We start from the raw sequence: 18,842 nt of genomic DNA, 5'->3' as shown, positions 1-18,842 counted from the left end.
TCCAATCTCTGCGGAGCACTCGTCTTCGGAAGCTACACGCGGGCACCGACAATTTCAGGCGTCGAACGGACCGGACAGGCCACGGCGCGGGAGATCCGGAAGAATTGCAGTAAGTACGTACGGTTTGCGAAAACCGGGCACCCGGTGTCAGGATCTAGCCATGCCCCGGGTGAGCCAGGACCACCTCGAAGCGCGCAGGCGCCAGATCCTCGACGGTTCCCGTGTCTGTTTCGCCCGGTACGGCTACGAGGGTGCCACGGTACGCAGGCTGGAGGAAGCGACCGGGCTGTCCCGGGGCGCGATCTTCCACCACTTCCGTGACAAGGAGTCACTCTTCCTCGCCCTCGCGGAGGAGGACGCCGCCCGGATGGCCGACGTCGTGGCCCAGCAGGGCCTGGTGCAGGTGATGCGCGACCTGCTCGCCGAGGGCAGCGACCACCCCGCCGACTGGCTGGGCACCCGCCTGGAGGTCTCCCGGCGGCTGCGCACCGACCCGGAGTTCCGCGGCCGCTGGGCCGAGCGCTCGCAGCAGCTGACCGCCGCGACCCGGCAGCGCCTGCAGTGGCAGCGCCAGGCCGGCAACCTCCGCGACGACGTGGACGTGGACGTGCTCACCGCGTACCTGGAGCTGGTCCTGGAGGGCCTGGTCTCGCACCTGGCGATGGGCCTGCCCGCCGACGACCTCGGGCCGGTGCTCGACCTGGTCGAGGAGAGCGTGCGACGGCACCGGGCGCGGGCCGCCGCCGAGTCCTGACACGCTCACCAGCGCCGATACCACTCGTGCGCACGCGCGGGCGGGTATCATGGCGGCACACTTTCAGCCAACTCCCAAGGAGTGACTTCTTTCGTGCGCGACGCGCAGTCACCTGGTGACAGTACGAAGCCGGGTGGCGAACCCGGCGTTCCCGAGCACCTCCCCGGCCCGGTTCAGGACCGTGATGGCCGATGATGGAAGTGCTCCTCTCCGTTCTCGGAGTCGTTTTCTTCGTGTTGCTCACCGTCGGCACCGGTCTCGCGGTGGCCGCCGAGTTCTCCCTCACCGCCCTCGAGCGCAGCACCGTCGAGGCGCACGTCCGCCAGGTCGGTGACAAACGGGCCCACACGGTCCGCAAGGCGCATTCGACGCTGTCGTTCCAGCTCTCCGGCGCGCAGGTCGCGATCACGCTGACCACCCTGGTCACCGGGTACGTCGCGGAGCCCCTGATCGGCAACCTGGTCCGCCCGCTGCTCACCGGCGCCGGGCTGTCCGACGGCCTCGCCGCGGGCACGTCCCTGGTCATCGCGCTGCTGCTGGCGACGATCCTGTCGATGGTGCTGGGCGAGATGGCGCCGAAGAACCTCGCCGTGGCCAAGCCGCTGGAGACCGCGCGGGCCGTGATGGGCTACCACTCCCGGTTCTCGGCGCTGTTCCGCTGGCTGATCACGCTGATGAACAACAGCGCCAACTGGGTCGTGCGCAAGTTCGGCATCGAGCCGCAGGAGGAGCTGCGCTCGGCGCGCTCGCCGCAGGAGCTCGGCTCGATCGTGCGCACCAGCGCGGAAAGCGGCACGCTCGACACCTCGACCGCGCAGCTGCTGGACAAGTCGCTGCGCTTCGGCGACCGCACCGCCGAGGAGCTGATGACCCCGCGCGTGCAGGTCCAGTCGCTGACCGTCGGCGAGACGATCAACGACCTCGTCGAGCTGTCCCGGCGCACCGGGTTCTCGCGGTTCCCGGTCTACACCGAGGACCTGGACGACGTGCAGGGCGCGGTGCACGTGAAGCAGGCCTTCGCGGTGCCCGCCGCCGAGCGCGGCACCGTGCGGATCGGCTCGGTGATGCGCCCGGTGCCCACCGTGCCGGAGTCGCTGCCGGGTGACGCGCTGCTGTCCCGCCTGCGGGACTCGCGCTTCCAGCTGGCCATGGTCGTCGACGAGTACGGCGGCACGGCCGGCCTGGTGACGCTGGAGGACGTGGTCGAGGAGATCATCGGCGACGTCCGCGACGAGCACGACACCGGCGAGGCGCCGTCCTCGCAGCGCGTCGGCACCGACACCTGGCTGGTGTCCGGGCAGCTGCGCGCCGACGAGGTCACCGAGATCACCGGGTTCCGGATGCCCGACGGCGACTACGAAACGATCGCGGGCCTGATGCTGGAGCGGCTCGGCCGCATCCCCGAGCCGGGTGACTCCACCGAGGTCGACGGCTGGCGGCTGACCGTGTCCGCGATGGACCGGCTGCGGATCGCCGAGGTGAGCCTGCGGCCGCTGGCCGGGGCGCGGCCGGAGGTGGCGCGGTGAACGACGGGCTCGCCATCTTCCTGATCGTCGTCCTGCTGCTGCTCAACGCGTTCTTCGTGGGCGCGGAGTTCACCCTGATCTCCTCGCGCCGCGACCGCCTGGAGGCCCTGCTCGAGCAGGGCAAGACCCGGGCCCGGATCGTGATCAACGCGAGCAGGCACGTGTCGCAGATGCTCGCCGGCGCCCAGCTGGGCATCACGATCTGCTCCCTGCTGCTGGGCCGCCTCGGCGAACCGGCGGTGGCACACCAGCTCGAGGGGCTGTTCGAGCTGATCGGCCTGCCGGACGTGGTGCTGCACGCGGTGTCGTTCGCGATCGCGCTGGCCTTCATCACGGTCCTGCACGTGCTGATCGGCGAGATGGTGCCGAAGAACCTCGCGATCGCCGAACCGGAGCGGCTGGCGCTGTGGCTGGTGCCGATCCACGTGGGCTGGGTCAAGCTCACCAACCCGTTCGTCTGGCTGCTCAACGCCATGGCCAACGCGCTGCTGCGGGTGGTCCGCGTCGAGCCCAAGGACGAGCTGGAGACCGCCTACACCTCCGACGAGCTGGCCGAGCTGCTGTCCGAGTCGCGCCGGGAGGGCCTGCTGGAGCAGTCCGAGCACGAGCGGCTGAGCCAGACGCTGTCGTCGGTGGAGAAGACCGTGGCCGACGTCTTGGTGCCCACCGCGGAGCTGACCACCCTGCCGAGCGCGCCGACGGTGGGCGAGGTGGAGGCGGCGGTGTCCTCGACCGGCTTCTCGCGCTACCCGCTGCGGTCGGCCGGCGGTGAGCTGATCGGGTACCTGCACGTCAAGGACGTGCTCGACCAGATCGGCGAGCCCGCGGGGAGCACGGTCCCGGCGGACAGGACGCGGCCGCTGACCGATCTGCCGGTGCACGCCCGCCTGGACGAGGCGCTGTCCGCGATGCGGCGCGAGGGCAGCCACCTGGCCCGCGCGCGGGACGCCGACGGCACGATCATCGGTGTCGTCGCGCTGGAGGACCTGGTCGAGGAGTACGTGGGCACGGTGCGCGACGGGACGCACGTGACGGCGTGATGCGGGTGCTGACCGAGGACGAGTGGCGGGCCCGGGAACGCGAGCACGTCGCGCGGGTCCGCCGCTGGACCGTGCCCTACCAGGAGCGCCGGTCGCGGGGCGAGAAGCACCCGGTGCACGACTTCCTGTTCCAGTACTACCCGCACCGCCCCGCGCACCTGGAGCGGTGGAGCCCGGGGCCGGGTGTGGTGCTCGCGGGCGCCCGCGAGTTCCTGGAGCGGCCGGGTTTCCGGGAGGCCGAGGGGGGCGTGGTGGTCGGCGAGTTGTCGGCCAAGCGGGTGGCGACGGTGCGGGCGCTGCTCGTGCTGCTGGAGGCCACCGCGTCCCGCGCGCCGCGGCTGAGCTGTTTCGGGTTGCACGAGTGGGCGATGGTGTACCGGCAGCCGCCCGGGCAGGTGCGGCACAACCAGCTGCCGCTGCGGCTCGGGCCGGCGGGCACCGACACCGTGGTGGAGTCGCTGGAGCTCCGTTGTGGACACTACGACGCGTTCCGGTTCTTCACCCCGCCGGCGCGGCCGCGCAACGCGCTGGAGCCGTCGCGGGAGCGGCAGGTGGAGCTGGAGCAGCCGGGGTGCCTGCACGCCAACATGGACCTGTACCGGGCGGCGTTCAAGCTCGACCCGTTCGTGCCGTCCGAGCTGGTCGCGGACTGCTTCGAGCTGGCGGTGGAGATCCGGGAGCTGGACATGCGGGCCAGCCCGTACGATTTGTCCGGGCTCGGCTACTCCCCCGTGCGGATCGAGACCGCCCGGGGGCGCGCGGAGTACGCGCGTGCCCAGGCGGCGTTCGCGGCCCGGGCGGACCCGCTGCGCACTCGGCTGATCGAGCACTGCCGGACGCTGCTCGCAGCAGAGCGGTAACGCTCAGTCCTGCGATTTTCTTGGGTTCATCACGTTTCGCTAACGGCGAACCCCTGTTAGGGTGAACATCGTTTGTCGGAGCACACGGAGAGTTGAGGAAGAGCACGTATGGGGCGACACAGCAGGGGCGACGACCCCGCTCACGGCCGTCCTGAGACTCGGACCGCGGCGCCGCGGCCGGGCGAGGTCGTGGGGGCCTTCCCAGTGGATCCCGGCCCGGCGAGCGGGTACCGGCGCGTGCCGGACGCTCCTGGTGAGACGACGGGCCGCCGCACTCCGGGCGCCGTCGACGGGAGCGGCTATCGGCCGGGTTTCCGCGCAGCGGGTGAGGCTTCCGGCTACCGCACCACCCCCAGTGAGGCGACAGGCAGCCGCCGCGCCCTCGACTCCGGCTACCGCACCGCGCCCGGCGAAACCACCGGCAGCCGCCGGGCGATCACGGCCGACACCACCGGCAGCCGCCGCGCCGCCGTGGGCGTCTCCGAAACCACCGGCAGCCGCCGCGCGGGCGCCGCTGAGTTCACTGGCAGCCAGCGTGCGGTGGGTGAGGCGTCGGGCTCGCGGCGTGGCCGCGCGGGCCGGAGCGCCGGCACCCGGCAGGTCCTCGCGGTGGATGGGCGTCCCCAGCTCGGCCGCCGGCGGGCCTCGCCGGGCGAATCGACCGGCTCGCACCGCGTCGCGCCGCCCGGGGAGGCGACCGGCTCGCACCGCGTGCTCGGCGAGACCAAGCGCGGCATCGCGAAGTGGCCGATCGTCGCCGCGAGCTTCGTCGTGCTGCTCGTCCTGGGGCTCCTCGGCTGGGGCTGGGCCGACAGCATCCTCAACAGCCGCGCCGAGGCCCAGGCCAGCGCCTGCGCCGAGGGCGACTCCACCCTCAGCGTGGTCGCCGCCCCGTCCGTGGCGCCCGCGGTGACCGCCGCCGCCGAGCGGTGGAACCAGGCGAGGACCGTCGTGCGCGCGCACTGCGTCCACGTCCGGGTGCAGGCCATCGACGACCAGCGCGTCCTGCTCGCCCTGACCGGCCGCGGCAACCTCGACTCGATCGGCGGCCAGCCCGCCGTGTGGATCCCGGAAACCACGGCGACGATCACCCAGCTGACCGCCGCCCGGCCCGCCCTGCTGACCTCCCCGGCCGAACCGCTGGCGACCACCCCCACCGCCGACTACCCGTGCGCGGTGCTCACCGCCGACGCCGTGGACGAGGTCCAGCAGCGCGCCTCCCAGGTGTTCCGCAACTACCTGCAGGAACCCGCGCAGAAGGCCGACTTCGCCCGGGTGCTCACCCCCGGCGCCTGAGGACCCGGACCGGCTCCGCCCTCCGGGCCACCACCGCACCGGGCAGATCCGGCGCCCCGCACCGGCCCGGGCCGGTGCGGGGCGCCGGTGGTCACGCTGACCGGGTGAGCACCTCGCGGGTGGCCGCGTCCGCCGGGTAGAACGACTCGATCACCAGCTCGGCCAGCGTGACGTCCAGCGCGGTGCCGAAGGTCGCGACCACCGACAGCAGGGTCAGCTCGGCGTCCCCGCGGCGCAGCCGCACCGGCACGAACACCGACCCGGCCGGCGCCTCGTCCACCGGATCGTCGCACGGGTACCCGCTCACCTCGGTCAGCAGGCCGGCCAGATCGGGGTCCCCGGTGATCTCCACCTGGCGCCGCAGCCGTCCCAGCAGCTCGGCCCGCCACTGCCCCAGGTTGATCACGTGCGGCGCCAGGCCACGGGGGTGCAGCGCGATCCGCAGGACGTTGGCCGGCGGCTCCAGCAGGGCCGGGTCGGCGAGATCGGTCAGCAACGCGATGCCGCTGTTGCTCTCGACGAGGTCCCAGTTGCGGTCCACGACCACCGCCGGGTACGGCTCGTGCCCGGCGAGCAGGTGCCGGACGGCGTCGAGCGCCGCGCCCACGTCGGGCAGCGGGGTCTCCGGGAACACCGGGGCGTAGCCGGCGGCCAGCAGCAGCCGGTTGCGTTCCCGCAGCGGCACCTCCAGCCGCTCCCCCAGGCGCAGCACCATGTCGCGGCTGGGCTGGGACCGGCCGTTTTCCAGGAAACTCAGGTGGCGCGTGGAGATCTCGGCGGACAGGGCGAGGTCGAGCTGGCTCAGCCGTCGGCGTTCCCGCCAGTTCCGCAACTGCTCGCCCACGGGGCGCTGCATGGTCGTCACCCGTGCGAAGTTACGGGGTTCGGGGGCACGGCCGCCATTACCTCCGGCGTAATCGACGCGCCGCGCGTTCCGGGAGATCGTGATCAGGTCACACCGACCACATCAGGAGGATCGAATGTCCGACTACACCACCCTCGCCCACCGCTACATCGACGTGTGGAACGAGACCGACGCCGACAAGCGCCGGGCGCTGGTGGAGGACCTGTTCACCCCGGACGCCACCTACACCGACCCGCTGGGCGCGGTGCGCGGCACGGACGGGATCGACGGGTTCGTCGCCGGAGCGCAGGCGCAGTTCGCCGGGCTGACCTTCAGCCTCGGCGGCGCCGTGGACGGCCACCACGACCAGGCGCGGTTCACCTGGCACCTGGGCGCGCCCGGTGCCGCGGAGCCGCTCGTCATCGGCTTCGACGTGGTGGTGATCGACAACGGCCGCATCAGCCAGGTGCTGGGATTCCTGGACAAGGTGCCCAGCTGACGCGCAAGCCGCCGGCCGGCCCGGAACCCCCAGTTCCGGGCCCTCCCCACTCTGTCGTGCCCCGTCAGGGCGCCTGAGAGGTTCACCCGAGAGTTGAGCCGGGTTTGCACCTTCGGCGGGGCCGGACGGAGTTGTGCCCGTCGGCCCGCTTTCCAGAGGCGTCTCGTCCGCGCGGTCCAGGGTGCCTGAGAGGTTCCGGGGAGGATTTGCTCCTTCGGCGCCGGGCGCGCTGGTGGTGGCCCGGTCTCTCCCGCGCGGCTTCGGCGACCGCGATCAGTACCCTACTCCCCGGTTCGGCCGGACGATCACCCGGTCCGGCGAGCGTTGCGGCGCTGGGTGAGTTCGTCGGGTACGACCGATTCGACCTCGCCACCGTCGGCGCGCTCGGCCGGGAAGTCGTGGATCGTGCCGCTGATCTCCTGCATCGGCACCTTCACCGCGATCCCGAACACGCCCTGGCCGCCCTGGAGCAGATCCACGATCTCCTCCGGCGAGGTGCACTCGTAGACCGTGGTGCCGTCGGAGACCAGCGTGACCTTCGCCAGGTCACGCGCACCGCGTTTGCGCAGGTGCTCGACGGCCACGCGGATGTTCTGCAGCGAGACGCCCGTGTCGAGTAAACGCTTGACGATCTTGAGGGCGAGGATGTCCTTGAACGAGTACAGCCGCTGCGAGCCCGAACCGTGGGCGGTGCGGATGCTCGGCGCGACCAGCCCGGTGCGCGCCCAGTAGTCCAGCTGCCGGTAGGTGATGCCGGCGATCTGACAGGCCGCGGGACCCCGGTATCCGACCAGCTCGTCAGGCAGGGACGAGTCCGGGAAGAGCTCACCCTGCTCCCCGGGCACGACCTGAACCGGCCTTTCGTCGACCACGCATGCCTCCCCTCGCCCGGCCGGTGCGGCCGGTCGAAACAAGCACCCGGGGCCCTGGACAGGACCCGCGGCAGTGGTAAACCGCCCCGCGCTCGTGACCGCACTGTGCCCCAGTGACCGCGCCGCGGCCGAATCACACCGAAGCGATTTACCGCCATCGACGGTATGCGTGGGCGCGCCCCTGGTCAACGCGACGCGCGGCCCGCCTCGACGGTGTCTCGAGAGTTGACCGGTCAAGACGCCCCGACCACGGTTACCCGGACGGGTAATTTTCCGCCGCCGGCACCGTGCGCGGCCCCGGAACGCGCCGAAGGGGCCCTCCCGGCCGGTGCTCGAGCCGGGAAGACCCCTTCGGCGCCGCCGGAGGGCGGGCGGTCAGGTGTCCGCGCCGCGGAAGTCCTCCGGCGAGACGGATTCGAGAAATTCGCGGAACTTCTCGACTTCGTCCTCCTGCTCGTCCGGGATGATGAGCCCGGCCTCGTCGAGCACCGCGTCCACCGCGTGGATCGGCACCCCGACGCGCAGGGCCAGCGCCACCGAGTCGCTCGGCCGCGCGGACACCCGGACGTTGCCGTCGAAGACCAGTTCGGCGAAGAACGTGCCTTCGCGCAGGTCGGTGATCACGACCTGCTCGAGCTCGCGGCCCAGCGCGCCGATGACCTCCTTGAGGAGGTCGTGGGTCAGCGGGCGGGCGGGGCGGACGCCCTGCTGCTCGAGCGCGATCGCGGTGGCTTCCACGGACCCGATCCAGATCGGGAGGTACCGCTCACCCTGCGCCTCCCGCAGCAACAAGATCGGCTGGTTCGCGGGCAACTCCACCCGCACGCCGACGACGCGCATTTCGCTCATCGGGCTTCGCCTCCCTCTCGTGTGCGCGGGCCGCAGCGCTGGTCCGAGGGCCCCGCATCGACATCTCCGACGCTACCCGCCATCCCGACGCCGTGCTCGCTTTCGGGAACCGTGTGGCAGTCGCATGGACCGTTCCGGCAAATCCATCACCAACGGTACGGCATCGGCGGCCCGCTGCGGAGCCCCGAAACCATGTCATTACCGTCGCGAGCCGCGACCAGCGGAGATCCAGACCGGCCGGTCGCGCTCATCTGTCCGTCACGTCCCGGATGCCCGCTTTGACCAGCAGCGTGTGCAAGGTCACGGACAGCGCGGCGAGCTGGCGCGCCAGTTCGTCCGCGCGCGCCTTGGCGTCCGCGTCCCGGTGCCGGGCCACCGGCCGCACGATCTGCTCGAGCAGCCCGACCTCGCGGTCGGCCGACGAGCGGAAGGCGCGCAGATGCCGCGGTTCGATGCCGAACTCGGTCATGGCGCGGACCGTGCGGGCCACCAGCACCGCGTCCGGGTCGTAGAACCCGGCGGCGCCGGGGCGGATCAGCCCGTACTGCTCCAGCTCGGCGAGCAGGCCGCCGTCGACGCCGGCCTCGGCGAGCAGGTCCTCCCGGGTCAGGCGGACGTCGCGGCCCGGCGCGAAGTCGTCGGGCCGGGGCAGGCCGTCCCCCGCGCCCGGGGTCGCCGGGAGCGGGACCAGCTTGCGGGGCAGTTTCCCGAGGGGCTGGCCGTCGGTCAGGCCGCGGTCGGCCGCGTCGAGCTGTTCCTTGATGACCTTGAGCGGCAGGTAGTGGTCCCGCTGCGCGGCCAGCACGAACCGCAGCCGTTCGACGTCCGCCGCGGAGAACTGCCGGTATCCGGACGCGGTCCGGCCCGGGCGGACCAGTCCCTCGGACTCGAGGAACCGGATCTTGGAGATGGTGACATCGGGGAAGTCCGGGCGCAGCTGCGCCAGTACCGCCCCGATGCTCAGTCCATCACGCTGTGGCCGCCCGGCAGCCGTCACCGCGCCCCCTGGCCCCCGTGCCCCGGGCCGGTCAGGAAGACCAGGCGGAACTTGCCGATCTGCACCTCGTCACCGCCCGCGAGCACCGCCTGGTCGACCGGCTCGCGGTTGACGTAGGTGCCGTTGAGGCTGCCCACGTCGATGACGACGAACTCCCCGCCCTCGCGGCGGAACTCCGCGTGGCGGCGGGACACCGTGACGTCGTCGAGGAAGATGTCGCTGTCCGGGTGGCGCCCGGCGCTCGTGGTGTCCCGGTCGAGCAGGAAGCGCGAACCCGCGTTCGGGCCCCGCTTGACCACCAGCAACGCCGTACCGGCCGGCAGCGCGTCGACACCGGCGACCGAAGGCTCCGGCGTCGGCGCCTCCTGACCCTCCACGTCCGCCAGGAAGTCGGCCCGGAAGACCGAGGTCCGCTCCGGAGACTGCTCCGGGGGAACGCCGGGCCCGTCGTTGGTGCTCACCTGAGCTCTCCTCACCACTGATGTGTCGCTGGCTGAAAACCTGTGGCTGCCAACGTACCGTGCCTGATCGATTCGGCCCCCGCGGCTCCCCCCAAAACGCGGTCCTAGCCTGCGGTCAGCCGGTTGTAGGCGTCGGCGTCGAGCAGTCCCGCCACGGCGTCGGCGTCGCTCACCTTGATCTCGACGAGCCAGCCCTCGCCGTAGGGGTCGCTGTTGATCAGCTCGGGCGAGTCGGCGACCGCGTCGTTGACGGCGACGACCTCGCCGTCGACCGGGGCGAACAGCTCGGACACGCTCTTGGTCGACTCGACCTCGCCGAACGGCTCGCCCGCGGTGACCGACTTGCCGGCCTCGGGCAGGTCGACGAACACCACGTCACCCAGCTGGTCCTGCGCGTACTCGGTGATCCCCACGCGGACCACGTCGTCGGCACGGGTGGCCACCCACTCGTGCTCCTCCGTGTAGCGCAACTCTTCTGGCGCGGACACTCCACGTCCCCTTTCCTGCCCCGGCTCGCGCGAGGCGTCGCGATGCTCGCGCGCAGTCTTACATCCGCGCGCCCGCCCTGGCACGCCGGACCGCCCAGAAGGTCTGCAGCAGGTACAGCACGCCGGACCACACGTACAGCACGGTGCCCCACGCGGTAAAGGAGTAGGCGATGGGCCGGGCGATCGCGGCCGCGGTCGAAGCGCCCTGCGTGAGCAGCAGGAACGGGAAGGCGTACATCAGCACGAAGGTCGCGGCCTTGCCGATGTAGGTGACCTCGGGCGGGGCGTAGTCGTGGCGGCGCAGGACCAGCAGGGCCACACCGACGAGCAGCTCGCGCCCGACGAGCACCGCGACGAGCCACCAGGGCACGATGCCGCGGACCAGGAAGGCGACCAGCGTGGCGACGATGTAGAGCCGGTCGGCGGCCGGATCGAGCAACTGCCCGAGGCGGCTCGTCTGGTCCAGCCAGCGCGCGAGCTTGCCGTCCAGCCAGTCGGACAGGCCGCTGAACACCAGCAGCGCGAGGGCCCAGCCGTCGGCCTTCGGGCCGAGCAGGAGCCACAGGAACACCGGGACGCCCGCCAGCCGCAGCAGGGACAGCAGGTTCGGCACGGTCCACGCCTGCCGCAACAGGCTGGGCTCGGCCGTCTCGGTGCGCGGTTCGATCACGGGATGAGCCTAATCGGTGGTGCGGGGGCGGGTTCACCCCTTCGGGCCAGGCGGGCACCGCGGGGGTGATGGTGGGGAGGGGCGGACGGGGGCCGGCCGGGGTGGCGGCGGGCTCGGCTCGTCACGGACGCACCTGCGGCGGTCGGCAGCCGGGTGAGCAGCGCGAAGGCGGACGGGACAGGGGTTTCCGGCCCGGCGGTGCACTTCATGGGTGGCAGGTGGCCCCCAGGGCGGGCCGGACAGCCCGGCCCGGGGCATCGTGCGTGCCGGGCCAGCCGAGTGGGCCCGGGCGGGCGAGAGGTCGGTCCAGCCGGATCGCTGGTTCCCGAGCGCCCGAGGCGCGGCCCGCAGCCGCAACGCGGGCGAGCGCGGCAACCGCGCATCCGAGGCTGCGTGGCGCGCCAGGCGTGCGTCGGCGGGCCGAGCCGCGGCCAGCATCTCGCCGGCCGGCCGCCGCCAACGGCGGACGAGCGGCACACGCGGTCGTGGCGGTCCTGCCGCCGGAGGCACTCCACCAGCTTCCGGGTGGTGTCCGTGTCGCCGGGGCGGCAACGGCCCATCCGAGGCTCCGCGGCGCGCCAGGCGTTCGCCAGCTCCCCGAGCCGCGGCCCGCATCTCGCCGGCCGGCCGCCGCCAACGGTGGACGAGCCCGGGCAAGCGTGTATCCGAGGCTCCGCGGCGCGCGCGAGGGGTACGCCAGCGGGCCGGGGGCGCCTCTGTCCGGCGCCCCTTCGGGGTCAGCCCGCGCGGCGGTGCGTCCAGCCGCGGCGGCGGAGTTCGTCTCCGCTGAGGGTGAGCGGGCGGCCGAGGTGGTCGGTGCCCACCCAGCGCAGCGTCCCGGCGCCGGGCTCGAGGACGTAGGGGCGGCCCTGGCTCCACACCACGGAGCAGGGGGCGGTAGGGAGCGGGTCCGTCTCGGTCGCGGTTTCGGTGCTCAACACGATTGTGGAGTCGCGCGAGGAGACCGAAGTGTTAGCCTCCCGCCGACCATTCACCCGGCCGGTGGATCAGCGTCCACAATGGAGCCTCGCCGGGCGCGTCCTGCCAGCGATTTCGCCGCTGTCACGGTAATTTCGGGATCCAGGAGGCAACCACTGATGACCGCACCCCGCCGCGCCCTGGCGCTGCTGCTCCTGTCCGCCGGTGTCCTCGCCGGCTGTACCGATACACCGGACGTCGCGCCGGCATCGAGCCCACCGCCGGCGACCACCAGCGCGACCACCAGCACCACCGCGACCAGCACCACCGCGACCAGCCCGGCCGGGGCCCGCGCGGACGAGTGCGGCACCGTGCGCGCCGCCAGCGGGCTGACGCTCCAGGTCATGGACACCACGACCAGCGGCCTGAGCTGCGGTCAGGCCACCGACCTGGTGACCCGCTTCCAGCAGGCGATCGCCGGGCGGCAGCCGGCCGGGTCGGGCCGCCCGGTCGGCGAGACCGTGGACGGCTGGCTGTGCGTGTCCGGCCCGCCCGCCTCCCAGGGCGGCACGACGTGCAGCCGCGGCGAGGACACCGTCTTCGCCCGCGTCACCGAGGCGGAGTAGCCGCCCCCGGCCACGAACCGGGGGCGGCCCGTCCTCAGCCCTTGAGCCCCGGGAAGTCGTCCTCGCGGAACTCGCCCGCCGGGCGCGACTCCGGCGACGCCTGCTCCTTGCCGCGCAGCTCGACGCGGCGGATCTTGCCCGAAATGGTCTTGGGCAGCTCGGCGAACTCCAGCCGCCGGATCCGCTTGTACGGCGCCAGGTGCTCGCGGCAGAACGCCAGGATGCTCTCCGCGGTGGCCGCGTCCGGCTCGTGCCCGGCCGCGAGCACGACGTAGGCCTTGGGCACCGCGAGCCGGATCGGGTCCGGCGCGGGCACCACCGCCGCCTCGGCGACCGCCTCGTGCTCCAGCAGCACGCTCTCCAGCTCGAACGGCGAGATGCGGTAGTCCGACGCCTTGAACACGTCGTCGGTGCGCCCGACGTAGGTGATGTAGCCCTTCTCGTCGACCGACCCGACGTCACCGGTGTGGTAGTAGCCGCCGCGGAACGCGTCCGCCGTCCGGTCGGCGTCGTCGGCGTACCCGACCATCAGCCCCACCGGCCGTTCGGTCAGGTCGAGGCAGATCTCGCCCTCCTCGGCGGGCTGCCCGCTCACCGGGTCGACCAGCACCACCTGGAAGCCGGGCACCGGACGCCCCATCGACCCGGCCTTGACCTCCTGTCCGGGCGTGTTGGCGATCTGCACGCTGGTCTCGGTCTGGCCGAACCCGTCCCGGATGGTCACGCCCCACGCCTTGCGGACCTGGTCGATCACCTCCGGGTTGAGCGGCTCGCCCGCGCCGACCACCTTGACCGGCGGCGTCTCCAGCGCGCCGAGGTCGGCCTGGATCAGCATCCGCCACACCGTCGGCGGCGCGCAGAAGCTGGTGATCCCGCACCGCTGCATCTGCGCCATCAGCGCGCCGGCGTCGAAGCGCGTGTAGTTGTACAGGAACACCGTGGCCTCGGCGTTCCACGGCGCGAACACGTTGCTCCACGCGTGCTTGGCCCAGCCGGGCGAGGAGATGTTGAGGTGCACGTCGCCCGGTTCGAGGCCGATCCAGTACATCGTGGACAGGTGCCCGACCGGGTAGGACACGTGCGTGTGCTGCACCAGCTTCGGCTTGGCCGTGGTGCCCGAGGTGAAGTACAGCAGCAGCGGATCGGCCGCGGCGGTCGGCCCGTCCGGCGTGAACGATTCCTCCGCGGAATAGGCGTCGGCGAAGGAGTGCCAGCCCTCGGTCGGCTCCCCCACCGCGATGCGGGTGTAGTCCCCGGCGACGTCGGCGAACTTCCCGGTGTCGGCCGAGCGGACCACTACGTGCCGCGCGTTGCCGCGGTCGACCCGGTCGCGCAGGTCGGCCGCCCCGAGCAGGGTCGACGCCGGGATGATCACCGCGCCCAGCTTGATCGCGGCGAGGATGGTCTCCCACAGCTCGACCTGGTTGCCGAGCATCAGGATCAGCCGGTCGCCGCGGCGGACGCCGAGCCCGCGCAGCCAGTTGGCCACCTGGCTGGAGCGGCGGGACATCTCCGGGTAGGTCCAGCGGCCCTCGCCGCCGTCCTCCTCGACGATCCACAGCGCGTACTTCTCCGCGTTGGCCGGATCGGCGGCGACGACGTCGAACCAGTCCAGCGCCCAGTTGAACTCGTCCAGCCGCGGCCAGGCGAACTCGCGGTAGGCGGTGTCGTAGTCCTCGCGGTGCGCCAGCAGGAAGTCGCGCGCCTCGCGGAACCGCTGGTGAGCGGTGTTGCTCATGGCGTTCCTCCTCACTCGCCGGTGAACTCCGGCGCGCGGCGCTCCATGAACGCCCGCACCGCTTCCTGGATGTCCTTGCTGGGCAGGAACGCCGCGTTCCAGGTGGAGACGTAGCGCAGCCCGTCGCTGACCTGCCGCTCGGTGTTGAGCGAAAGGACCTCCTTGACGCCCTGGACGACCAGCGGCGGGTTGGCGGCGATCTCGCGGGCCAGGTCCTCGGCCGCGGCCAGCACCGCGTCCTGATCGGGGTACACGTCGTTGACCAGGCCGATCCGCTCGGCGCGGGCCGCGTCGATGTCCTTGCCGGTCAGGGCCAGCTCACGCAGGTGGCCCTCGCCGATGATCCCGGCCAGCCGCTGCAGGCTGCCCAGATCCGCCACGATCGCGACCTTCGCCTCGCGCACGCTGAACTTCGCGTCCGCGCTGGCCAGCCGCACGTCGGCGGCCGCGATGACGTCGACCCCGCCGCCGATGCACCAGCCGGACACGGCGGCGATCACCGGCGTGCGGCACTCCGCGACCGCGGTGACGCTGTCCTGCAGGACGCGGATCTCGCGGAGGAACTCGGTGCGCGGGCCGGCCAGGGCGTCCCCGGCGAGCAGCGGCGCCCACCCGCCCATCATCGCGGGCAGGTCGAGGCCGTAGGAGAAGTTCTTCCCGCTGCCGGTCAGCACGATCGCCCGGACCGCGGGATCAGCGTCCAGGGTGCGGAACACGATCGGCAGCTCGCGCCAGAAGTCCGGGCCCATCGCGTTGCCCTTGCCCGGGCCGAGCAGGGTGACGCGGGCGACCGGGCCGGTGCGCTCGACGGCGAGCGAAACCAGGTCCGGGAGCTTGTCGGCGGTGTCAGTCATGCGGCCATCTTGACGCATCCGGACGCATTCGCGCGCACAAGCCCGCGCGGGATGGTTTGCTGATCGTCATGCTGACCCGTCCCCTGGAGACCACCGGACTGGCTGCCGCGTTCACCTTCGAGGGCCACCGGCTCTGCTACACCGAGTTCGGCACCGGCGACCAGGTCGTGGTGCTGGCCCACGGCCTGATGTTCACCCGGCGGATGCACGCGCCGCTGGCGCGCCGTCTCGCCGCCGACGGGTTCCGGGTGATCACCCTGGACCTGCTCGGTCACGGCGACTCCGACCGGCCGCGCGAGTCGTGGCACTACTCGATCCCGGCGTTCGGCGACCAGGTGGTGGCGCTGCTGGACCACCTGGACGTCGGCCGCGCGGTGGTCGGCGGGACGTCGCTCGGCGCGAACGTGGCGCTGGAGGTGGCGGTGAAGGCGCCGGAGCGGTTGCGCGGGATCGTGGTGGAGATGCCGGTGCTGGACAACGCGATCGTCGCCGGGCTGCTGGCGTTCACGCCGCTGCTGTTCGCGGCGCGGTTCGTGCCGTTCGGGGTGCAGGCGGTGGCGAAGGTGGCCGGGCTGGTGCCGCAGGGCAGCCAGTGGGTCGACGTCGTCACCGACACCCTCGACCAGCGCCCGGCGTCGATGGCCGCGCTGCTGCACGGCGTGTTCTTCGGCCGGATCGCCCCGCCGCGGTCGGTGCGCGGGCGGATCGAGGTGCCCGCGCTGGTGATCGGGCACCAGCGCGACCCGATTCACCCGTTCGGCGACGCGGACACCCTCGCCGCCGACCTGCCCCACGCGGAGTTCGTGCAGGCCCGCAGCCCGGTCGAGCTGCGGTTCGACCCGCAGCGGCTGACCGCGGCGATCCTGGACTTCGTGCGGCGCTGCTACCGGAGCTGATCCGGCAGCAGGCCGGCGACCGGGCCGATCACGATCACCGCGGGCGGGCGCACCCCGGCGGCCTTGGCGTCTTCCGCCGCGGTGGCCAGGGTGAAGCGGTGCACGCGCTGGGCCGGCATGGTGCCGTTCTCCACGATCGCGACCGGCGTGTCGGCGGGGCGGCCGCCGTCGAGCAGCGCGGCGGCGAACTGGCCGAGCCGTTCCACGCCCATCATCAGCACGATCGTGCCGCGCAGCTTCGCCAGCGCCGTCCAGTCGGTCAGCGAGCTCTCGTGGTCCGGCGCGACGTGCCCGGACACGACGACGACCTCGTGCGCGACCCCGCGGTGGGTGACCGGGACCCCGGCGGCCGCCGGCCCGGCGATCGAGCTGGTGATGCCCGGGACCACCGTCACCGGCACCCCGGCCTCGGCGCAGGCGAGCAGCTCCTCGAAGCCGCGGCCGAACACGTACGGGTCACCGCCCTTGAGGCGGACCACGAACCTGCCCGCCTTGGCGTGCTCGATCAGGGTGGCGTTGATGAACTCCTGGCTCGCGGCGCGGCCGTAGGGGATCTTGGCGGCGTCCACGACCTCGACGTCCGGGGGCAGCTCGTCGAGCAGCTCACGCGGGGCCAGCCGGTCGGCGACGACGACGTCGGCGCGGGCGAGCAGACGGCGGCCCTTGACGGTGATCAGCTCCGGATCGCCCGGGCCGCCGCCGACGAGCGCGACGCCGGGCAGCTCGGTGGCGTCCGGCGGGGTGAGATCGCCGGCGATCGCGCCGGTGTGCAGGGCCTCCACGATGTTGTCGCGCACCGCCGCCGAGCGCAGCGGCTGGCCGCCGGACAGCACACCCACGACGAGGCCCTCGTGGCGGCCGACCGCGGCGGTCACCGCGGTGCCCTCGATGCCGGCGTCGGCGCGCACGCAGAAGATCCGGCGCCGCTCGGCCTCCGCGCAGACCGCGGCGTTGACCTCGGGGTCGTCGGTGCAGGCCAGCGCGTACCAGGCGCCGTCGAGGTCGCCGTCGGCGTAGCGGCGCTGGTGCCAGACGACCTCACCGGCGTCGATCATGCCGCCGACGGCCGGCGTGGTGGACGGCGAGATCAGCTCGACCGCGGCCCCGGCGCTGATCAGGCGGGGCAGCCGGCGCTGGGCGACGGTGCCACCGCCGACGAGCACCACGCGCCGCCCGGCGAGATCGAGGCCGACGAGGTAGTGCTGGTCTTCGGGCATGCGGACAAGCATGCCTGCCGGAAGCGCCGATGACACCTCAGGGTTGCAGGAGTGTGAGCAACTCCGTATTGCCGAACATGCGCGCGGTGTCCACGGCCGACGGCGTGCCCGCATCCGGGTCCGCTCCCCCGGCCAGCAGCGCCTTCACCACGTCCGGGTCGTTCTTGAACACCGCGCCGGCCAGTGGGCTCTGGCCGCGGTCGTTGAGGCGGTTCGGGTCGGCGCCGCGGTCGAGCAGTGCTTTGACCGTGTCCGCGTGGCCGTGGTAGGCCGCCAGCATCACGAGCGTGTCGCCGCGGTCGTTGGTCAGGTTGACCGCGATGCCGGCGTCCACGTAGGCGGCCAGCGTCTCGGTCCGCCCCTCCCGCGCCATCTGGAAGACGCGGCTCCACAGCTCGACCAGTTCGGGATCGGGCTCGCTCATGACGCCGAGCCTAGTGCGGTGCGGGCCACCCGGCCCGCACCGCACCACCTCAGCGCGCCGACGAGGGGTAGGGCAACAACGCCATCTCGCGGGCGTTCTTGATCGCCTGGGCCACCTGCTTCTGCTGCGTCGGCGACAGGCCGGTCACCCGCCGGGCGCGGATCTTGCCCCGGTCGGAGATGAACTTGCGCAGCAGGTCCACGTCCTTCCAGTCCACAACGGACACGTCCGCCTCGGCGAGCAGGTTGCGGCGACGGCGGCCGGGCCGCTCCTTGACGTACTTGGGCACGGCGCTCACCAGCTCGACTTCGACACGCCGGGCAGCTCGCCGCGGTGGGCCATCTCGCGCAGCCGCACCCGGGACAACCCGAACTTGCGGAGGTAGCCGCGCGGGCGGCCGTCGGCGGTGTCGCGGTTGCGCAGCCGCGTCGGGCTGGCGTCGCGGGGCAGCTTCTGCAGCGCCGACACCGCGGCCGCCCGCTCGTCCGCGGTGGACCGCGGCGAGGACACGACCGCCTTCAGCTCCGCGCGGCGCTCGGCGTAGCGGGCCACGACGGCACGCCGCTGCTCGTTGCGGGCGATCTTCGACTTCTTCGCCATCAGCGCTCCTCCCGGAACTCGACGTGGCGGCGGACCACCGGGTCGAACTTGCGCAGCACCATCCGGTCCGGGTCGTTGCGCCGGTTCTTCCTGGTCACGTACGTGTAGCCGGTCCCCGCGGTCGAGCGGAGCTTGATGATCGGCCGGACGTCGTTGCGGGCCACTACAGCTTCACCCCCTTCGCGCGCAGCTCGGCGACGACCGCCTCGATGCCGCGCTTGTCGATCGTCTTGATGCCCTTCGCCGAAACCCGCAGCGTGACCCAGCGTCCCTCCGCGGGCAGCCAGTAGCGGCGCCGCTGGAGGTTCGGGTCCCACCGCCGCGAGGTCCGCCGGTGCGAATGGGACACCTGCTTGCCGAAGCCCGGTTTGCGGCCGGTGACCTGGCAGACCGCCGACATCCACCCTCCCTAG

At 72.6% G+C, this 18,842-nt stretch carries 25 protein-coding genes and 1 riboswitch; of the genes, 8 read left to right on the top strand and 17 right to left on the bottom strand.

Annotated features, from left to right (window positions below; all coding sequences use genetic code 11):
- Positions 1-160 precede the first annotated feature (160 nt).
- The 4 genes from L1857_RS17940 (at position 161) to L1857_RS17925 (ending at position 4,180) form a co-directional block, all read left to right on the top strand.
- Positions 161-754, top strand: a complete 594-nt coding sequence (locus L1857_RS17940) for a TetR/AcrR family transcriptional regulator (protein WP_094005306.1) — start codon at positions 161-163, stop codon at positions 752-754.
- Positions 755-945: 191 nt separating this feature from the next.
- A complete protein-coding gene (locus L1857_RS17935; RefSeq protein WP_094005305.1) occupies positions 946-2,280 on the top strand; it encodes a hemolysin family protein in 1,335 nt (444 codons plus the stop codon).
- A complete protein-coding gene (locus tag L1857_RS17930) occupies positions 2,277-3,320 on the top strand; it encodes a hemolysin family protein (RefSeq protein WP_094005304.1) in 1,044 nt (347 codons plus the stop codon). The genes L1857_RS17935 and L1857_RS17930 overlap by 4 nt, the downstream gene beginning before the upstream one ends.
- Positions 3,320-4,180 (top strand): 3-methyladenine DNA glycosylase, encoded by an 861-nt coding sequence (locus tag L1857_RS17925; protein ID WP_116110167.1) that lies wholly within the window; start codon positions 3,320-3,322, stop codon positions 4,178-4,180. The genes L1857_RS17930 and L1857_RS17925 overlap by 1 nt, the downstream gene beginning before the upstream one ends.
- Before the next feature lie 392 nt (positions 4,181-4,572).
- Here the strand turns inward: L1857_RS17925 and L1857_RS35410 are convergent, their stop codons facing one another.
- Positions 4,573-4,704: a hypothetical protein gene (locus tag L1857_RS35410; protein WP_275895889.1), complete on the bottom strand. Its 132-nt coding sequence runs from the start codon at positions 4,702-4,704 to the stop codon at positions 4,573-4,575.
- Between the two features lie 85 nt (positions 4,705-4,789).
- On the opposite strand from L1857_RS35410, the gene L1857_RS17920 reads away from it, so the two are divergent.
- Positions 4,790-5,476 carry a substrate-binding domain-containing protein gene (locus L1857_RS17920; protein WP_249465677.1) on the top strand — a complete coding sequence of 229 codons (687 nt, stop codon included), beginning with the start codon at positions 4,790-4,792 and terminating at the stop codon, positions 5,474-5,476.
- 91 nt (positions 5,477-5,567) lie between these two features.
- On the opposite strand, the gene L1857_RS17915 is transcribed toward L1857_RS17920, so the two are convergent.
- Positions 5,568-6,332, bottom strand: a complete 765-nt coding sequence (locus L1857_RS17915; protein ID WP_094005469.1) for a helix-turn-helix transcriptional regulator — start codon at positions 6,330-6,332, stop codon at positions 5,568-5,570.
- 124 nt (positions 6,333-6,456) lie between these two features.
- Here L1857_RS17915 and L1857_RS17910 point away from each other — a divergent pair, with 124 nt between their 5' ends.
- The gene (locus L1857_RS17910) at positions 6,457-6,819 is read left to right on the top strand and encodes a nuclear transport factor 2 family protein (protein WP_094005302.1); all 363 of its coding nucleotides are present in this window, start codon (positions 6,457-6,459) and stop codon (positions 6,817-6,819) included.
- A gap of 162 nt (positions 6,820-6,981) precedes the next feature.
- Positions 6,982-7,082: riboswitch (glycine riboswitch) on the bottom strand.
- Between the two features lie 42 nt (positions 7,083-7,124).
- Here the strand turns inward: L1857_RS17910 and L1857_RS17905 are convergent.
- The 7 genes from L1857_RS17905 to L1857_RS17875 form a co-directional block, all read right to left on the bottom strand.
- Positions 7,125-7,691: a MerR family transcriptional regulator gene (locus L1857_RS17905; RefSeq protein ID WP_094005301.1), complete on the bottom strand. Its 567-nt coding sequence runs from the start codon at positions 7,689-7,691 to the stop codon at positions 7,125-7,127.
- 375 nt (positions 7,692-8,066) lie between these two features.
- The gene (locus tag L1857_RS17900; protein WP_017988091.1) at positions 8,067-8,540 is read right to left on the bottom strand and encodes a bifunctional nuclease family protein; all 474 of its coding nucleotides are present in this window, start codon (positions 8,538-8,540) and stop codon (positions 8,067-8,069) included.
- Positions 8,541-8,787: 247 nt separating this feature from the next.
- Positions 8,788-9,537 carry a transcriptional regulator FtsR gene (gene ftsR / locus L1857_RS17895; RefSeq protein ID WP_162831004.1) on the bottom strand — a complete coding sequence of 250 codons (750 nt, stop codon included), beginning with the start codon at positions 9,535-9,537 and terminating at the stop codon, positions 8,788-8,790.
- Complete coding sequence (gene garA / locus L1857_RS17890) at positions 9,534-9,998, bottom strand: glycogen accumulation regulator GarA (protein ID WP_017988089.1); 465 nt, start codon at positions 9,996-9,998, stop codon at positions 9,534-9,536. The genes ftsR and garA overlap by 4 nt, the downstream gene beginning before the upstream one ends.
- Positions 9,999-10,102: 104 nt before the next feature.
- Entirely contained in the window at positions 10,103-10,486 is a 384-nt protein-coding gene (gcvH, locus tag L1857_RS17885; protein ID WP_094005300.1) for a glycine cleavage system protein GcvH, read from the bottom strand.
- Positions 10,487-10,544: 58 nt separating this feature from the next.
- On the bottom strand, positions 10,545-11,156 hold the full coding sequence (gene clsA / locus L1857_RS17880; protein ID WP_094005299.1) for a cardiolipin synthase ClsA: 612 nt from the start codon (positions 11,154-11,156) through the stop codon (positions 10,545-10,547).
- Positions 11,157-11,893: 737 nt separating this feature from the next.
- On the bottom strand, positions 11,894-12,097 hold the full coding sequence (locus L1857_RS17875) for a hypothetical protein (RefSeq protein WP_094005298.1): 204 nt from the start codon (positions 12,095-12,097) through the stop codon (positions 11,894-11,896).
- 156 nt (positions 12,098-12,253) lie between these two features.
- Between L1857_RS17875 and L1857_RS17870 the strand changes: the two genes are divergently transcribed.
- Complete coding sequence (locus tag L1857_RS17870) at positions 12,254-12,700, top strand: hypothetical protein (protein WP_240323364.1); 447 nt, start codon at positions 12,254-12,256, stop codon at positions 12,698-12,700.
- A 34-nt stretch (positions 12,701-12,734) separates the two neighbouring features.
- Here L1857_RS17870 and L1857_RS17865 read toward each other — a convergent pair whose 3' ends face one another.
- On the bottom strand, positions 12,735-14,438 hold the full coding sequence (locus tag L1857_RS17865; RefSeq protein ID WP_249465675.1) for an AMP-binding protein: 1,704 nt from the start codon (positions 14,436-14,438) through the stop codon (positions 12,735-12,737).
- Between the two features lie 11 nt (positions 14,439-14,449).
- Positions 14,450-15,292, bottom strand: coding sequence for a crotonase/enoyl-CoA hydratase family protein (locus tag L1857_RS17860; protein ID WP_094005296.1), 843 nt, complete (start codon positions 15,290-15,292; stop codon positions 14,450-14,452).
- Positions 15,293-15,360: 68 nt separating this feature from the next.
- Between L1857_RS17860 and L1857_RS17855 the strand changes: the two genes are divergently transcribed.
- Entirely contained in the window at positions 15,361-16,188 is an 828-nt protein-coding gene (locus L1857_RS17855; protein ID WP_116113411.1) for an alpha/beta fold hydrolase, read from the top strand.
- Here L1857_RS17855 and cobA read toward each other — a convergent pair.
- Genes cobA through rpmB form a run of 6 tightly spaced genes read right to left on the bottom strand, consistent with a single transcriptional unit; the run spans position 16,176 to position 18,829 of the window.
- Entirely contained in the window at positions 16,176-17,405 is a 1,230-nt protein-coding gene (gene cobA, locus L1857_RS17850) for a uroporphyrinogen-III C-methyltransferase (protein ID WP_094005295.1), read from the bottom strand. The two genes, L1857_RS17855 and cobA, sit on opposite strands and share 13 nt — an antisense overlap.
- 37 nt (positions 17,406-17,442) lie before the next feature.
- Positions 17,443-17,829, bottom strand: a complete 387-nt coding sequence (locus L1857_RS17845; protein WP_094005294.1) for an ankyrin repeat domain-containing protein — start codon at positions 17,827-17,829, stop codon at positions 17,443-17,445.
- Between the two features lie 49 nt (positions 17,830-17,878).
- Positions 17,879-18,127, bottom strand: a complete 249-nt coding sequence (rpsR, locus tag L1857_RS17840) for a 30S ribosomal protein S18 (RefSeq protein ID WP_094005293.1) — start codon at positions 18,125-18,127, stop codon at positions 17,879-17,881.
- On the bottom strand, positions 18,124-18,429 hold the full coding sequence (gene rpsN / locus L1857_RS17835) for a 30S ribosomal protein S14 (RefSeq protein WP_116113404.1): 306 nt from the start codon (positions 18,427-18,429) through the stop codon (positions 18,124-18,126). The genes rpsR and rpsN overlap by 4 nt, the downstream gene beginning before the upstream one ends.
- Positions 18,429-18,593: a 50S ribosomal protein L33 gene (gene rpmG / locus L1857_RS17830; RefSeq protein WP_017988077.1), complete on the bottom strand. Its 165-nt coding sequence runs from the start codon at positions 18,591-18,593 to the stop codon at positions 18,429-18,431. The genes rpsN and rpmG overlap by 1 nt, the downstream gene beginning before the upstream one ends.
- Entirely contained in the window at positions 18,593-18,829 is a 237-nt protein-coding gene (gene rpmB / locus L1857_RS17825) for a 50S ribosomal protein L28 (RefSeq protein ID WP_094005291.1), read from the bottom strand. The genes rpmG and rpmB overlap by 1 nt, the downstream gene beginning before the upstream one ends.
- Between the last annotated feature and the right edge of the window lie 13 nt (positions 18,830-18,842).

The sequence above is a fragment of the Amycolatopsis thermalba genome (assembly GCF_023376025.1).
Classification (GTDB): Bacteria; Actinomycetota; Actinomycetes; order Mycobacteriales; family Pseudonocardiaceae; genus Amycolatopsis_E; species Amycolatopsis_E thermalba.
Note: the sequence above shows the minus strand (reverse complement) of the source record. Positions and strands in the feature narration are given on the sequence as shown.

Excerpts from the sequence above, each read along its gene's own strand:
- L1857_RS17940 (WP_094005306.1), top strand. The coding sequence starts at position 161 with ATGCCCCGGGTGAGCCAGGACCACCTCGAAGCGCGCAGGCGCCAGATC.
- L1857_RS17935 (WP_094005305.1), top strand. The coding sequence starts at position 946 with ATGATGGAAGTGCTCCTCTCCGTTCTCGGAGTCGTTTTCTTCGTGTTG.
- L1857_RS17925 (WP_116110167.1), top strand. The coding sequence starts at position 3,320 with ATGCGGGTGCTGACCGAGGACGAGTGGCGGGCCCGGGAACGCGAGCAC.
- L1857_RS17915 (WP_094005469.1), bottom strand. The coding sequence starts at position 6,332 with ATGCAGCGCCCCGTGGGCGAGCAGTTGCGGAACTGGCGGGAACGCCGA.
- L1857_RS17910 (WP_094005302.1), top strand. The coding sequence starts at position 6,457 with ATGTCCGACTACACCACCCTCGCCCACCGCTACATCGACGTGTGGAAC.
- L1857_RS17900 (WP_017988091.1), bottom strand. The coding sequence starts at position 8,540 with ATGAGCGAAATGCGCGTCGTCGGCGTGCGGGTGGAGTTGCCCGCGAAC.
- L1857_RS17870 (WP_240323364.1), top strand. The coding sequence starts at position 12,254 with ATGACCGCACCCCGCCGCGCCCTGGCGCTGCTGCTCCTGTCCGCCGGT.
- L1857_RS17865 (WP_249465675.1), bottom strand. The coding sequence starts at position 14,438 with ATGAGCAACACCGCTCACCAGCGGTTCCGCGAGGCGCGCGACTTCCTG.
- L1857_RS17860 (WP_094005296.1), bottom strand. The coding sequence starts at position 15,292 with ATGACTGACACCGCCGACAAGCTCCCGGACCTGGTTTCGCTCGCCGTC.
- L1857_RS17855 (WP_116113411.1), top strand. The coding sequence starts at position 15,361 with ATGCTGACCCGTCCCCTGGAGACCACCGGACTGGCTGCCGCGTTCACC.
- cobA (WP_094005295.1), bottom strand. The coding sequence starts at position 17,405 with ATGCCCGAAGACCAGCACTACCTCGTCGGCCTCGATCTCGCCGGGCGG.
- L1857_RS17845 (WP_094005294.1), bottom strand. The coding sequence starts at position 17,829 with ATGAGCGAGCCCGATCCCGAACTGGTCGAGCTGTGGAGCCGCGTCTTC.
- rpsN (WP_116113404.1), bottom strand. The coding sequence starts at position 18,429 with ATGGCGAAGAAGTCGAAGATCGCCCGCAACGAGCAGCGGCGTGCCGTC.
- rpmB (WP_094005291.1), bottom strand. The coding sequence starts at position 18,829 with ATGTCGGCGGTCTGCCAGGTCACCGGCCGCAAACCGGGCTTCGGCAAG.